We start from the raw sequence: 13,288 nt of genomic DNA, 5'->3' as shown, positions 1-13,288 counted from the left end.
GTTCCAAGGTATCACTCTTATGGGAAAATATTGACACCGCTTACAGCGTATGATTTAATAGAAAACAAGTTAATAATTTCGATTGAGATCAGGAGACCATCGGGGATACTTATCTGGCTTTTGCAATAGAACCAGGTAAGGATTTTCTGCTGGTCTTTTTTTGTTGTCAGTCTTCATCAAGGAAGGGATGTCATAATGTGTCGCCATTTTTAGGAGAATTAATCGGTACTATGATATTAATTATATTTGGTGCCGGTGTTGTTGCAGGAGTTGTATTAAAAGGAACAAAATCAGAAAACAGCGGATGGATGGTCATTTCGGTTGCATGGGGCCTTGCCGTAGCCTTAGGGGTTTACGCAGTGGGGAATATCAGCGATGCTCATCTTAACCCAGCAGTAACCGTAGGTTTTGCTCTTATAGGCGAATTCCCGTGGTCAAGTGTACCAGGTTATATCATTGCACAAGTTACAGGGGCTTTTATTGGAGCCACGTTAATATGGCTTCATTACTACCCCCATTGGAAAAACACAAAGGAAGCTGGACCTAAATTAGGTGTGTTTGCAACTGACCCGGCGATCAAACATACACCGTCTAACTTTTTCAGCGAGGTCCTCGGTACCTTTATTCTTGTGCTTGGTCTGCTGTTTATTGGAGCAAATGAATTCACCGAAGGTTTAAACCCAGTTATAGTTGGTTTACTAATTGTGGCAATTGGTTTATCTTTAGGGGGAACTACTGGGTACGCTATTAACCCTGCACGGGATTTAGGTCCCCGGATTGCTCATGCGATCCTTCCAATTCATGGAAAGGGAAAATCTAACTGGCAATATGCCTGGATTCCAATAGCAGGGCCAATAACAGGCGGAGGGCTTGGAGCATTATTTTATGCTGCTGTATTTGAAGGAATTATATATAACTCTCTCTGGATATTTATTGCAATCTTTTTCACACTATTATTAGTTTCACTTCAGATTCATAAAAAGGAACTGAAGAAATTACCAAACAAAGACGTCTACCATAATCCAACGGAACAAAAAGCTTAAGGGGGAAAATTAATATGGAAAAGAAATATATTCTGGCTCTCGACCAGGGCACTACTAGCTCAAGAGCAATACTTTTTAATAAACAAGGCGAAATAGTAGATGTAGCGCAACACGAATTCACTCAGATTTTTCCTAAACCAGGCTGGGTGGAACATAATGCAAACGAGATATGGTCTTCTATCCTGGCTGTTATTGCGGAAGTCCTGAATAAAAATGAAGTATCAGCTAAAGACATTGCATCCATCGGTATAACGAACCAGCGGGAAACAACGGTTGTATGGGAAAAGGATACCGGCCATCCGGTATACAACGCGGTTGTCTGGCAGTCCCGCCAGACGGATGGAATTTGTGAGGAGTTAAAGGAAAAGGGATATAATGATCTTTTCAGAGATAAAACCGGTCTTCTGATTGATGCTTATTTTTCCGGAACGAAAGTAAAATGGATACTGGACCACGTAGATGGCGCAAGAGAAAAAGCGGAGCAAGGTAAACTTCTCTTCGGCACAATAGATACTTGGCTGATCTGGAAGCTCTCAGGAGGAACAGCACATGTGACAGACTACACTAATGCTTCCCGTACTTTAATGTTTAACATTCACGAATTAAAGTGGGATAAAGAGCTGCTGGAAATTTTAAATGTTCCTGAAAGCATGCTTCCGGAAGTCCGCCCTTCTTCTGAAGTTTACGGGAAAACGATAGACTACCATTTCTTTGGAGAACAAGTACCGATTGCCGGAGCTGCGGGGGACCAGCAGGCAGCCCTGTTCGGCCAGGCCTGCTACGATAAGGGCATGGCTAAAAACACATACGGTACAGGATGTTTTATGCTCATGAACACAGGCGAAGAAGCTGTAAAATCTGAGCACGGTCTCCTTACAACCATTGCATGGGGTGTCGACGGAAAAGTAGAATATGCGCTGGAAGGAAGTATTTTTGTTGCCGGTTCAGCTATACAATGGCTGAGAGACGGGCTGAGAATGATAAAATCTGCATCCGACAGTGAAAGCTATGCGGAAAAAGTAGAATCAACTGATGGTGTATACGTAGTTCCGGCTTTCGTAGGACTGGGAACTCCATATTGGGACAGTGATGTAAGGGGAGCAATATTCGGACTCACAAGGGGAACTGAAAAAGAACATCTCATTAGGGCGACTCTTGAATCACTTGCTTACCAGACAAAGGATGTCCTGAAAGCGATGGAAGCTGATTCAGGAATCAAGTTAAAGACATTGAGAGTAGATGGGGGAGCTGTGGCAAATAATTTGCTGATGCAGTTCCAGAGCGGACTTCTTGGTGTACCTGTCGAGAGGCCGGTAATTCAGGAAACGACAGCACTCGGAGCGGCATATCTTGCCGGGCTTGCTGTTGGGTTCTGGAAAGACCGCGATGAAATCGCTGCTCAATGGAAGATAGACAACACCTTCGAACCTGATATGGATGAAGAAAAACGAAATGAGCTGTACGATGGCTGGAAGCTGGCGGTTGAGGCAGCTGTAAAATTTAAACGCTGATCCGGTATATAAAGTGTTTCTTTTTCCAGGGGAAAAGCTTTCGATACAGTCAAAATGCTGACACAGAAGTATGATCTATGTTATAATTAAATCAAGTTAATAAAGAACGGTCTGGAGAAAAGGAGAGACCACAACACTCTGGCGGGTATCAGGTTAATAACCATACTGCCGGGGATGTTGTGGTCTCTTTTCTTTTGGCCTTCTATATGAGATCGGAAAGGATGAGAATAATGGTAAAACCATTTTCAGCTATTCAGAGAAACACTACACTTGAAAAAATGAGCAGCAAAGAGCTTGATATATTAATTATTGGCGGAGGGATAACAGGAGCAGGAATAGCTCTTGATGCTGTTTCAAGAGGGTTATCTACCGGTCTTGTGGAAATGCAGGATTTTGCTGCAGGCACCTCCAGCCGTTCTACGAAACTCGTTCACGGCGGCCTCCGGTATCTTAAGCAGCTTGAGGTTAAAATCGTTGCCGAGGTTGGAAAAGAAAGAGCTATCGTTTACGAAAATGCTCCTCATGTGACTAATCCTGAATGGATGCTGTTGCCAATTATGAAGGGGGGGACTTTTGGAAAGTTTTCTACCTCCCTCGGATTAAAAGTTTATGATTTTTTAGCAAAAGTTAAGCGCCATGAATCACGTAAAATGCTCAGCAAAAATGAGACTCTCATAAAAGAACCACTGTTAAAAACAGAGGGGCTGAAGGGAAGCGGGGTTTATGTAGAATATAAAACTGACGATGCCCGCCTGACACTGGAAGTAATTAAGGAAGCGATATCCAGAGGGGCAGATGGGGTGAATTATACGAAAGCAGAAAGATTCCTATACGAAGACGGGAAGGTTGTTGGGATTATAGCAAAAGACCTTCTCAAAGGAAAAGAGTATGAGGTAAGGGCTAAGAAAGTTGTCAATGCAGCCGGTCCATGGGTGGATACTCTTCGTGAGTCCGACCGTTCAAAACAAGGGAAGTACCTTCACCTTACTAAAGGTATTCATATTGTTGTGGACCAGTCTCGTTTTCCTCTTAAACAGGCTGTCTATTTTGACACGAAGGACGATGGAAGAATGATCTTTGCCATCCCAAGGGGCGGAAAAGCTTATATAGGGACAACCGACACAGTTTATAAAGGCGATATAGCTAAACCAAGAATGACTCGTGAAGATTTAACTTATTTGATCGAGGCAGCAAATTATATGTTCCCTTCTTCCCGCCTGACAGAAGAAGATGTGGAATCAAGCTGGGCTGGCCTTCGTCCGCTTATCCACGAAGAAGGAAAAAGTGCATCTGAAATTTCCAGAAAAGATGAAGTGTTCACTTCATCATCAGGACTCATTTCCATCGCTGGAGGAAAATTGACAGGCTACAGGAAAATGGCTGAGAAAATTGTCAACCTTGTGTGTAATGACCTGGGAGTACAATCAAAATGCATCACAGAAAACATTAAACTTTCTGGCGGCGATATAGGCGGTTCTGAAAACATGAAGGCGTTTATTCAAGAACAGGCAAAACGTGGACAGGATCTTGGCCTAGAAAAATCCGAAGCAGAACATCTGGCAAACCTGTATGGTTCAAATGTCTCGAGAATATTTGAAATAATTGAGACAGCCGGTGAGGAAGCGAAAAATTATAAACTGCCTGCCGGAGTATTTGCTTCAGTAGTTTATGGAATTGAAGAGGAAATGGCAGCAACACCTCTTGATTTCTTTAACAGACGTACAGGCGCTCTTTTCTTCAACATTAACTGGGTAAAACAATGGAAAGACGAAGTGACAGACTATATGGCGGGAAGATTTAACTGGACGGATGGAGAAAAGGAAAAACACCTTCTTGAGCTTAACAGAGAAATAGCATATGCTGAAAAACCAGAAGAAGATGTAGACAGCAGTTTATTCAATCTAAAAGAAAATGTCAGTCAATAGAGCAGGACAGTTCATGAAGCAGACAGAGGGCAGCTCTATTTAATGGAGCTGTCCTTAGTATTGTTTTTGCGACGGGGCGAGCAAAGGTATGGTTGCTCCAGTGAGTAGCATTTTTGCTTGTTTTGGGTCTGGGAAAAGTTAAAAAAGAGCCAGGCAGGTTTTTACTGGAGTGGGAAGCATAAGAAGGAAGTGTTTTAATGTGACACTTGTTCACTTTCTCTTCAGCATAAGAGTCGCGGAATAACGATGAATGAAGAGCCGTTTTGGATTGGACGTTTGGCTTCGGAGGTCGAAAATAGTTTAGGTTAATTAACTGCCGGTTTTATTAGCAACTGTACTACCTGAATACCAGAAAGAGTCCGATTCATACGTTGAGATCGGTAACAATCCCCTCTGAATTCCAGAAAGAGACTGATTCATACGTTGAGATCGGTAACAGTCCTCTCTGAATTCCAGAAAGAGTGTGATTCATGCGTTGAGATCGGTAACAGCCACGTCTGAATTCCAGAAAGAGACCGATTCATACGTTGAGAATGATAACAGTCCCCTCTGAGTTCCAGAAAGAGTCCGATTCATGCGTTGAGAAAGGTAACAGCCACGTCTGAATTCCAGAAAGAGGCTGATTCATGCGTTGAGAAAGGTAACAGCCACGTCTGAATACCAGAAAGAGACCGATTCATACGTTGAGATCGGTAACAGTCCCCTCTGAATTCCAGAAAGAGTCCGATTCATCCCTTGACCGCAGGAATTGCTTTAAATGAAGGTATGGTATTGTACACTGGATGATTTACCTGCATTAAAACAGAGAGCATGATGCACGTTCTTCATAAATAATACGAGTTTTTCCCTTTATTAATTAATTGATAGTTGGCTCTCAGGACATTTTGAATTACTCTTCTATTGTACATGTGATTGGACCAGTGATCTATGGCGTTTGGAGTTAGCAACCTATCTGGAAACAGTAGTTTCAAGTCTTTTGCCGTCTGCAGGATGCTTGATGTGTTTTGCTCCGCATGGCCGCATGCGCTACATTTTGTAGTATATCTGGTCACCGCCACATTCAGTGACATGCACTTCCTGCACGTAACCCCTTTTTTGAGATCATCATACCGGTATTCCGGAAGACGGCTGTATGGATTGTCAATTACATGTTTGCTTAAAAGGAATTGCGCCAGTTGTTGATGGCTGCCATTCAATTCAGAAGGGGATCGATTCAGTTTTTTTAACATTGAATCTAACTGTCCCGGGAAAAAGGCAGGCAGATCAAGCGGGGCTTGATATAGGGTGAAAAGAGGGTTTGTGAAAACAAGGTAAGGTTCGATTTCCATCCTGATATTCCGTGAATGAAGGAGCGAGCGAAGAAGAGTTTCGCAGCGTTTTAACTGGTGGACTGGGTTAGTTATTGCCTTGCCTGTCGATTTTCTGAACCAGTCACCATTCTTAATGTAATAATCGCCTTCGAAGTTTTTCACTTCAAAAAGATAGATGGTCTTTTGAGAGAGAAGCAAGGTGTCGATCTGAAAAGTAGTGTTGCTTTGCTCAAAGAGGAGGTCGCCGAGGATGAGAGAGTTGCTTGTTAAAGTTGCCAGCTGGGAGTCCAGGCAGCACTCGCCTTCATAACCTTTTACTTTGCTTAAATAATAGTTGTTGGTTTCTTCAGAGAGTACGAAGCGGGAACGGAGAAGTTTAAGAAGAGTTACTTCAAGCGGTTCGGTGCGGAGTTTTATGAAATTAGGCTTCATTCATGGATCAGCCCCTTTCTCTTACTTATATTAAAAATAATTCAATATGACGAAAAAGACAAGCTAAACTTTCTCGTTACCTGAATTTCTCCTGCAAATACTTTAAATTATGTTCTGCAGTTTAACTTCCTGGCTCAAGTTAAACATTTTTCATTGCTCAAAAGAAACATAAAAATACTCAAATAAATTAAGGGAAAAGCTTTTAAGTATTGGTGTTTTAGAGTAAAATATAAGAGATTACATCATTTATTCAAAACGCAGGGCATGTATCACTATAGAAATGAGGCATGACGATGGGGTCCCATTATTACCTGAAAAGGCAAATGGAAGTAAAGAGAAAACAAATGGTCCAGTCAGCATATAAAAATGGTTTTACTTCTGATGAAACTGTTCGATACAGCCAGGAGTTAGATCATCTGCTGAATATATACCGACGCATATCTGCAAGCTGCAGTGAAAACAGCGCTGACTATGAAGGAACTCTTGGCTACGTGAATTAAATATAACCTAATTAAAGGCTTTGTTAAATTTGTTGATTTTCGTTAAAAGACACTCGCTTGCCTCGGGCATTGCCTCAGCTTCCTCGGAAGGGAAAAAAGCACTTCCTCCGGGATCTTCGCCGATTGCTTTTCCCGAAGGCGTATCGCACTTTTATCTACAATCAATTTATTTTATATAAAACGCACACTTGTCATTAATAGATCCAGATAAAAGCACCCTTTAAGGTGCTTTTTTTGCTGCAGTCCGGGAAGGATAGGAGACTCTGCTTCTGGCTGCTTGCTTGCTGGACAGATAAACACCTGTTAAAACTACAATACCGCCAAAGAGCTGATGATAAGTAAAGACTTCTCCGAGAAACAGAACTGCCATTATAGTTGTAAAAACAGGTACAAGATTAAAAAAGACAGACGCTTTAGACGGCCCTATCTCAGCTACACCTCTGTACCAGGCAAGGAGAGCAAGGGCTGATGGAAAGATACCAATATAGGCAATTCCAAGCAGGATTTCCCAGTTAAATACAGAAGGGAAACCAATGACAACCCACTCAACAGCCGCGATTGGAATCAGGAATACACTTCCGATAATCATCGTCATTACAAGACCTGCCACACTGGGGAATTTATGACTGTGCTTTTTAATGATAACAGAATAAACAGCCCAGAAAATGATTCCTGCGAGCATAATAATATCCCCTGTATTGAATGTTAAAGTCATTAATGTACTAAATGATCCTCCCGTTATAATCCACAAAACTCCAAAAAAGGAAATGAAGATTCCGAAAGTCTGCAGTTTTGTCAGCCGGTCTTTTAACAGTATATACCCCATTATTGCTGCAACTGCAGGTGTCATGGCATCAACGATAGCAGCATTTATTGTTGTTGTATAATTAACTGCCAGGTACAGACAACCATTAAACAGAACGATACCTGACAGAGACAGTCCCAGCAAAGGTTTCCATTCTTTTTTCCATAATGGATGGTTAAGCTTAATAGTTTTATAACAAAGTGGCAAAAGAACTAGTGAAGCTGATGCAGCGCGGAACAGAGCCAGTGTAAAAGGCGGAATCACTCCTTCGAAGGCTTTTCCCACGATAAAGTTTCCAGAGAAAAATAACATCGCCATTGTCAGGATTAAATAAGGATGCAGACTCAAAAATATCACCCCCAGAAAAACTATAACATAACTCCGGGTATTCAGGAGGACGAAAGAAAATAAGGTAATCAGCTATACTCAGTAAAAAGAAGCTAAGGTATACTTATTATAGGGAGATTTCAGAAAATGAGGATATTTGAAAATACAAAAGGTTTCAAAGTCTCACTCCGAATGTTTTTCCATACAGTCTGCGATTAAGGCATCTAAGATAAAATAAATCAAACAGTATGAGGGGGATGTAATGCAAAACATTAAGGATACTGTGAAAGAAGTAGTGTACGCAGTCATGCCAATATCGTTAGTTGTCGTATTTTTGCAATTTACGCTCATTGGAATGCCAATGGAAATGTTTTTGCAATTTATTATTGGTGTTGTTTTGGTTTCGATTGGTTTAATCTTATTTTTGTTAGGAGTTCATATCGGGCTGTTGCCGGTTGGTGAAATGATAGGATCTGCATTGCCAAAAATGGGTAAAGCCTGGTTAGTCATATTTTTTGGCTTTTTATTAGGGTTTGTTGCGACAATAGCAGAACCAGATGTACGGGTTTTAGCCATGCAAGTGGATCTGGTTTCCGATGGTGTTGTTTCAAGAAACCTGCTAATATACACAGTAGCTCTGGGTGTTGCTATCTTTGTAGGTCTGGCTATGCTAAGAATACTGTTGAATATTCCTATCACATATCTGTTAGTTGGGGGTTATGGGATAGTGTTTTTATTAGCAGCTTTCACTCCTCAACATTTTATTCCAATTTCCTTTGATGCTGGTGGTGTAACTACCGGGCCGATGACTGTACCATTCATTTTAGCTCTGGGGGTAGGGGTTGCTTCCGTATTGAGAGGGAAATCAGCATCTACAGATGGCTTTGGTTTGGTAGCTTTAGCTTCCATAGGACCGATACTGGCTGTTTTAGTGTTAGGGGTGATTTATGGATGAACATTAAAATTTTTGAAGGGTTTGGACATGTGTTATATGAGGTTGCATTTGCTCTTATCCCGCTGTTAATATTCTTCTTGTTTTTTCAGTTCTTTATTTTAAAATTACCAGTTAAAAAACTAGCTGACATACTAAAGGGGATGTTTCTTACTTTTTGGGGACTTGCCTTTTTCCTGCAAGGAGTTCATGTTGGGTTTTTACCTGCAGGAGAAATGATGGGCACAATACTGGGACAAATGGAATACTTGTGGGTATTAATTCCCGTAGGGTTTATTTTAGGTTTCGTTGCAACATTTGCTGAGCCTGCAGTCCGCATATTAAATCATGAAGTTGAAAAGGTCTCGGGAGGATATATACCTGGGAAAGTGATGCTGTACACCCTGTCAATTGGTGTTGGTATATCTATAGCATTATCAATGGTGAGAATAATTGCCGGAATTCCATTATGGTACTTTATAATACCAGGGTACATTTTAGCGCTCGTTCTCATTAAGTTTTCTACACGAACATTTACCTCTGTTGCTTTTGATTCAGGGGGAGTAGCTACAGGACCGATGACAGTAACTTTTATTGTTGCAATGTCTGTAGGGATTGCTACAGTTATGGAAGGGCGTGACCCTTTACTTGATGGGTTTGGAATGATTGCATTAGTTGCACTTGCCCCCATCTTATCTGTTTTAACTTTAGGGTTACTTTATGGTCGGAAGGAGAAAGAAAATGAACGAACATTTGAGAAATCATCATAAATTGCTCGTCACAATTGTAAAAAAAGGGAATGCCAAAAAAATTCTTAAAGCGTCTAAAGAAGCTGGGGCGGAGGGCGGAACAGTTATTTATGGTAAAGGAACTGGCATCCATGAAAACAGGAAGTTCCTTGGTATTAGTATTGAGCCTGAAAAAGAAGCAGTACTGACTTTAATTCCAATGGAGAAGCTGGATATCGTAATTAGGGCAGTAGAAAAGGCTGCCAACTTAGATAAACCTGGGTATGGAATAGGTTTTGTAGTTGATGTAAAGCGAGTTGCCGGGATAGCGCATTTACTTAACCTGCAAAGCAGTGAAACAGGAGGTAACAATGGAAGATAAAGTTATATCTTACGATTTAATTGTCACAGTGGTTAATAAAGGTTATGCAGAAACAGTAGTAGAAGCTTCAAAGGAAGCAGGAGCTGAAGGTGGTACTATTCTGTATGGAAGAGGTACAGGCATTCATGAACAGGCAAAACTCTTTAATATAGCTATAGAGCCAGAAAAAGAGCTGATTCTGACTCTAATAGATAAGGAAAAGACGGATGGTGTATTAGAATCCATTATGGTAAATGCAGAATTAAATAAGCCAGGAAGAGGGATAGCTTTTGTATTAGACGTTGAGCGTACCATTGGAATTAACCATGTCTTAAACAGAATGGTTAATGAGAAGTATAACAATGAAAATAGTTAATAAACAATACAGAATACAAAAAGCACAGGAGCACCTGTGCTTTTTGTTCTGGACTGGAACTTTTCTCTTTGCTGTTCTATGATTAGCAAGAGTTAAAATCACTGTTAAATTATCAGAATCTTTAAACATTTTAGTATCAAATTCCATTAAAACGGTTATAATAATAATAACAAAACTATGGAAAGCGGGGAATAAACATGGCCATCGTTTTCATTTGCAAGAATTGTAATGGTACTGGTTCGGTTGAGAGAAGGCTTTGGTTTGTTTCGAAAAAAGTTTCCTGCCGCTTTTGTCATGGCCATGGTCGAAAAGTTTACAAAAAGGAAGAGAAAACAATGTAAAGCTGCCTGAGGTTTGAATACACAGAAATACAAAAAACTGGAGAGACCAGCATGGTCTCTCCAGTTTTCTATTCCAGCAGCTCCCAGCCTGTTGATAACTTCAGGTCCGGATGTTTATCCTGGAAATATCTGAGGGCAAACTCATTTTCGAACAATATAACCGGACGTCCCTGGCTGTCATTAACAAGCATTTTACGGCTGTCGGTCATTTTGTCAGTAACTTCGCCGCCGGTTACCCAGCGGGCAAGCTCGTGGGTCATATGATGGAATTCAATATCTACGTTATATTCATTTTTCATTCTGTACTCAAATACCTGAAACTGCAGTTCACCGACAGCTCCGATGATAAAGTCTTCAAAGTACGGAGTTTTATAGAGCTGAATAGTACCTTCCTGAACGAGCTGTTCCATCCCTTTATGGTACTGCTTATGTTTCAATGCATTCTTAGCATAGACCTTTGCGAATTTCTCAGGAGGGAACTGCGGCATTTCTTCATAAACAAGACGTTCATTTCCAGTAACAATCGTGTCACCAACCTGGAAGTTGCCTGAGTCGTAAATACCAATAATATCGCCTGGCATAGCAATATCAACGGATGCACGATCAGAAGCGAAAAAAGAATGTGACTGGTTGAGTTTCATCTTTTTGCCTGTACGGGAAAGGAGTACTTCCATTCCACGCTCAAATTTGCCTGAACAGACACGGAGAAAGGCAATCCGATCCCGGTGGTTTGGGTTCATATTCGCCTGAATTTTAAAAACAAACGCTGAGAATTTATTGCTTTCCGGTTCAAGCAGCTCTCCGGAGGCCTTTCTTGGCTGTGGCTCAGCTGCCAGTTTCACAAACTGATCTAAGAAAGACTGAACACCAAAACTTGAGAGGGCACTACCGAAAAATACAGGAGTGAGCTGCCCTTTCTGTACCTTTTCCATTGTGAATTCGTTTCCTGCTTCTGCAAGAAGCATAATATCTTCTTCCAGTTTTTCTTTTTCATAATCTGCAAGAACATGCTGCTCGGAGTAGGAGACAATTTCACGTTCATGGGACTCGTTAAAAACTTCAATTTTTTCATCCGGGATGCTGTAGATTCCTTTTAATGTTTTTCCCATTCCGATCGGCCAGTTCATTGGATAGGTTTCCATCTCAAGAACTTCTTCAATCTCTGCCAGAAGATCAAGCGGTTCTTTTCCTTCACGGTCCAGTTTGTTAATAAAGGTGAGAATAGGGATACCGCGCATGCGGCAAACTTTAAAAAGTTTCAGAGTTTGAGCTTCGATTCCTTTTACACTGTCAATTACCATTACCGCTGTATCGACGGCAGTTAAAGTACGGTACGTATCTTCACTGAAATCCTGGTGGCCAGGTGTATCAAGAATGTTAATTTGTACGTCATTATAGATAAGCTGCATTACACTGGAAGTAACAGAAATACCTCTTTGCTTTTCAATCTCCATCCAGTCTGAAGTAGCGAATTTGCCTGATTTTTTACCTTTTACTGTTCCGGCGCTGCGAATTCCTCCACCGAGGAACAGGAGTTTCTCTGTTAAAGTTGTTTTCCCTGCGTCAGGGTGGGATATAATCGCAAATGTCCGGCGTGGTGTTTCATTAGACATATACATGGTCCTTCCTCGTTAAGTTAAATGCTCCAATTCCTCATTATAAACAAAATTACATGAAGAATCACCCTATAATTTATGTAAAACTTATTTTTCTGCTTAAATGATTTTATATGCAGTACCTGAAGGGAAAGGATATATAAGATACTTTATGGAGTGGGAAAGGAGGCAGTTCAGGATATGTCTTCAGAAAAAATGTGGTACGGAATGATGACAGGCATTTTTCTTGTAGTGTCGGCGGCAATTGTTATCTCCTTTTTTACTGATACAGAAAGAACATGGGATTTTCCCAGACATGTGTTTCTTCTCGGGTTAGGTTTTGGCGCGTGGGCTGTTTTTGAATGGACCAGGGGAAAAGAACGTTATCCTTATGCTTATCTGGTGACACTATGTTCTTTATTTGCGTTCCTTATAGTTATACTCACGCTTTTCAGAGGGTGAATGTGTATAGTGCCCAAACGAAAAATAGTCATTAGCATAGTATATAACTGAACCTACAAAAGGAGGCTTGTTTCATGTCTCATAGTAAAGATTCAGTAGTTGAACACGGTTCAGCGTTTATGCTTGTAATAATTATTTTCATACTGTTAGTTATTTTGGGTGCTGTTTTTGTATACTGAGCTTTTTAAATTATAAGCAATTTAATTATACCGGGACACAAAAAAGGGGAGTTAAGCAAAGTAATAAAGGAAATTAAATTAAAAGAAAAGCACCGGCTGCTGATATGCTCCCCCAAAGGTAGACAGATGAAATAAACAAAATCTGTTTACCTTTGGGGGAGTTTTTGTGTCTAGAAAAGACTTTACGGCATCAGAAAAACTTAGGATTATCGCTGAATATAACGAAGGGGACCTCCCTGGTGAAGAGGTAGCCAGAAAATATAGTCTTAATGCAAGAACCATTAGGAATTGGAGGGCTCTGTATGAAGAGTCCGGCGCTGAGAGCCTGGAACCAATAAGGAGTCATACATCTTATTCAGCCGAACTAAAGCAGGCAGCCGTTCGTGACTATCTCTCCGGCAGATTTTCACAAAATGAAGTTATAAGGAAATATGGGATCTCAATTAGATCGGTCTCATGGGA

The 13,288-nt window shown here is 40.9% G+C and carries 14 protein-coding genes; 11 read left to right on the top strand and 3 right to left on the bottom strand.

Annotation, left to right across the window (positions count from 1 at the left end; translation table 11 throughout):
- Positions 1 to 197: 197 nt before the first annotated feature.
- The 3 genes from BK582_RS23945 (at position 198) to BK582_RS23935 (ending at position 4,479) form a co-directional block, all read left to right on the top strand.
- On the top strand, positions 198 to 1,043 hold the full coding sequence (locus tag BK582_RS23945) for an MIP/aquaporin family protein (RefSeq protein WP_078597441.1): 846 nt from the start codon (positions 198 to 200) through the stop codon (positions 1,041 to 1,043).
- Between the two features lie 14 nt (positions 1,044 to 1,057).
- Positions 1,058 to 2,554, top strand: coding sequence for a glycerol kinase GlpK (gene glpK / locus BK582_RS23940; RefSeq protein WP_078597440.1), 1,497 nt, complete (start codon positions 1,058 to 1,060; stop codon positions 2,552 to 2,554).
- 230 nt (positions 2,555 to 2,784) lie between these two features.
- Positions 2,785 to 4,479, top strand: coding sequence for a glycerol-3-phosphate dehydrogenase/oxidase (locus tag BK582_RS23935; protein WP_078597439.1), 1,695 nt, complete (start codon positions 2,785 to 2,787; stop codon positions 4,477 to 4,479).
- 824 nt (positions 4,480 to 5,303) lie between these two features.
- On the opposite strand, the gene BK582_RS23930 is transcribed toward BK582_RS23935, so the two are convergent.
- Positions 5,304 to 6,221, bottom strand: a complete 918-nt coding sequence (locus BK582_RS23930) for a nuclease-related domain-containing protein (RefSeq protein ID WP_078597438.1) — start codon at positions 6,219 to 6,221, stop codon at positions 5,304 to 5,306.
- Positions 6,222 to 6,514: 293 nt separating this feature from the next.
- On the opposite strand from BK582_RS23930, the gene BK582_RS23925 reads away from it, so the two are divergent.
- Entirely contained in the window at positions 6,515 to 6,721 is a 207-nt protein-coding gene (locus BK582_RS23925) for an aspartyl-phosphate phosphatase Spo0E family protein (protein ID WP_078597437.1), read from the top strand.
- A 220-nt stretch (positions 6,722 to 6,941) separates the two neighbouring features.
- On the opposite strand, the gene BK582_RS23920 is transcribed toward BK582_RS23925, so the two are convergent.
- Complete coding sequence (locus BK582_RS23920) at positions 6,942 to 7,874, bottom strand: DMT family transporter (RefSeq protein WP_078597436.1); 933 nt, start codon at positions 7,872 to 7,874, stop codon at positions 6,942 to 6,944.
- A gap of 241 nt (positions 7,875 to 8,115) precedes the next feature.
- Between BK582_RS23920 and BK582_RS23915 the strand changes: the two genes are divergently transcribed.
- The 4 genes from BK582_RS23915 to BK582_RS27950 are packed head-to-tail and all read left to right on the top strand — an operon-like array spanning position 8,116 to position 10,249.
- Positions 8,116 to 8,808, top strand: coding sequence for a DUF1538 domain-containing protein (locus BK582_RS23915; RefSeq protein ID WP_078597435.1), 693 nt, complete (start codon positions 8,116 to 8,118; stop codon positions 8,806 to 8,808).
- Complete coding sequence (locus BK582_RS23910; RefSeq protein WP_078597434.1) at positions 8,805 to 9,554, top strand: DUF1538 domain-containing protein; 750 nt, start codon at positions 8,805 to 8,807, stop codon at positions 9,552 to 9,554. Before BK582_RS23915 ends, BK582_RS23910 begins: the two co-directional genes overlap by 4 nt.
- Positions 9,526 to 9,894 carry a P-II family nitrogen regulator gene (locus BK582_RS27955; protein ID WP_244895471.1) on the top strand — a complete coding sequence of 123 codons (369 nt, stop codon included), beginning with the start codon at positions 9,526 to 9,528 and terminating at the stop codon, positions 9,892 to 9,894. The genes BK582_RS23910 and BK582_RS27955 overlap by 29 nt, the downstream gene beginning before the upstream one ends.
- The gene (locus BK582_RS27950) at positions 9,884 to 10,249 is read left to right on the top strand and encodes a P-II family nitrogen regulator (RefSeq protein WP_244895470.1); all 366 of its coding nucleotides are present in this window, start codon (positions 9,884 to 9,886) and stop codon (positions 10,247 to 10,249) included. The genes BK582_RS27955 and BK582_RS27950 overlap by 11 nt, the downstream gene beginning before the upstream one ends.
- A gap of 409 nt (positions 10,250 to 10,658) precedes the next feature.
- On the opposite strand, the gene BK582_RS23900 is transcribed toward BK582_RS27950, so the two are convergent.
- Positions 10,659 to 12,203, bottom strand: coding sequence for a peptide chain release factor 3 (locus tag BK582_RS23900; protein ID WP_078598273.1), 1,545 nt, complete (start codon positions 12,201 to 12,203; stop codon positions 10,659 to 10,661).
- A 183-nt stretch (positions 12,204 to 12,386) separates the two neighbouring features.
- On the opposite strand from BK582_RS23900, the gene BK582_RS23895 reads away from it, so the two are divergent.
- The 3 genes from BK582_RS23895 to BK582_RS23885 form a co-directional block, all read left to right on the top strand.
- Positions 12,387 to 12,647, top strand: coding sequence for a hypothetical protein (locus BK582_RS23895; RefSeq protein ID WP_078597433.1), 261 nt, complete (start codon positions 12,387 to 12,389; stop codon positions 12,645 to 12,647).
- A gap of 74 nt (positions 12,648 to 12,721) precedes the next feature.
- On the top strand, positions 12,722 to 12,826 hold the full coding sequence (locus tag BK582_RS23890) for a YjcZ family sporulation protein (protein WP_078597432.1): 105 nt from the start codon (positions 12,722 to 12,724) through the stop codon (positions 12,824 to 12,826).
- Between the two features lie 166 nt (positions 12,827 to 12,992).
- A partial coding sequence (locus tag BK582_RS23885; RefSeq protein ID WP_218190759.1) for a helix-turn-helix domain-containing protein occupies positions 12,993 to 13,288 on the top strand: 296 nt, incomplete at its 3' end.

Source organism: Evansella clarkii, assembly GCF_002019695.1.
Lineage (GTDB): Bacteria > Bacillota > Bacilli > Bacillales > Salisediminibacteriaceae > Evansella > Evansella clarkii.
This window is presented reverse-complemented; position numbering and strand designations above follow the sequence as displayed.

Excerpts from the sequence above, each read along its gene's own strand:
- glpK (WP_078597440.1), top strand. The coding sequence starts at position 1,058 with ATGGAAAAGAAATATATTCTGGCTCTCGACCAGGGCACTACTAGCTCA.
- BK582_RS23935 (WP_078597439.1), top strand. The coding sequence starts at position 2,785 with ATGGTAAAACCATTTTCAGCTATTCAGAGAAACACTACACTTGAAAAA.
- BK582_RS23930 (WP_078597438.1), bottom strand. The coding sequence starts at position 6,221 with ATGAAGCCTAATTTCATAAAACTCCGCACCGAACCGCTTGAAGTAACT.
- BK582_RS23925 (WP_078597437.1), top strand. The coding sequence starts at position 6,515 with ATGGGGTCCCATTATTACCTGAAAAGGCAAATGGAAGTAAAGAGAAAA.
- BK582_RS23915 (WP_078597435.1), top strand. The coding sequence starts at position 8,116 with ATGCAAAACATTAAGGATACTGTGAAAGAAGTAGTGTACGCAGTCATG.
- BK582_RS23910 (WP_078597434.1), top strand. The coding sequence starts at position 8,805 with ATGAACATTAAAATTTTTGAAGGGTTTGGACATGTGTTATATGAGGTT.
- BK582_RS27955 (WP_244895471.1), top strand. The coding sequence starts at position 9,526 with ATGAACGAACATTTGAGAAATCATCATAAATTGCTCGTCACAATTGTA.
- BK582_RS27950 (WP_244895470.1), top strand. The coding sequence starts at position 9,884 with ATGGAAGATAAAGTTATATCTTACGATTTAATTGTCACAGTGGTTAAT.
- BK582_RS23900 (WP_078598273.1), bottom strand. The coding sequence starts at position 12,203 with ATGTCTAATGAAACACCACGCCGGACATTTGCGATTATATCCCACCCT.
- BK582_RS23895 (WP_078597433.1), top strand. The coding sequence starts at position 12,387 with ATGTCTTCAGAAAAAATGTGGTACGGAATGATGACAGGCATTTTTCTT.
- BK582_RS23890 (WP_078597432.1), top strand. The coding sequence starts at position 12,722 with ATGTCTCATAGTAAAGATTCAGTAGTTGAACACGGTTCAGCGTTTATG.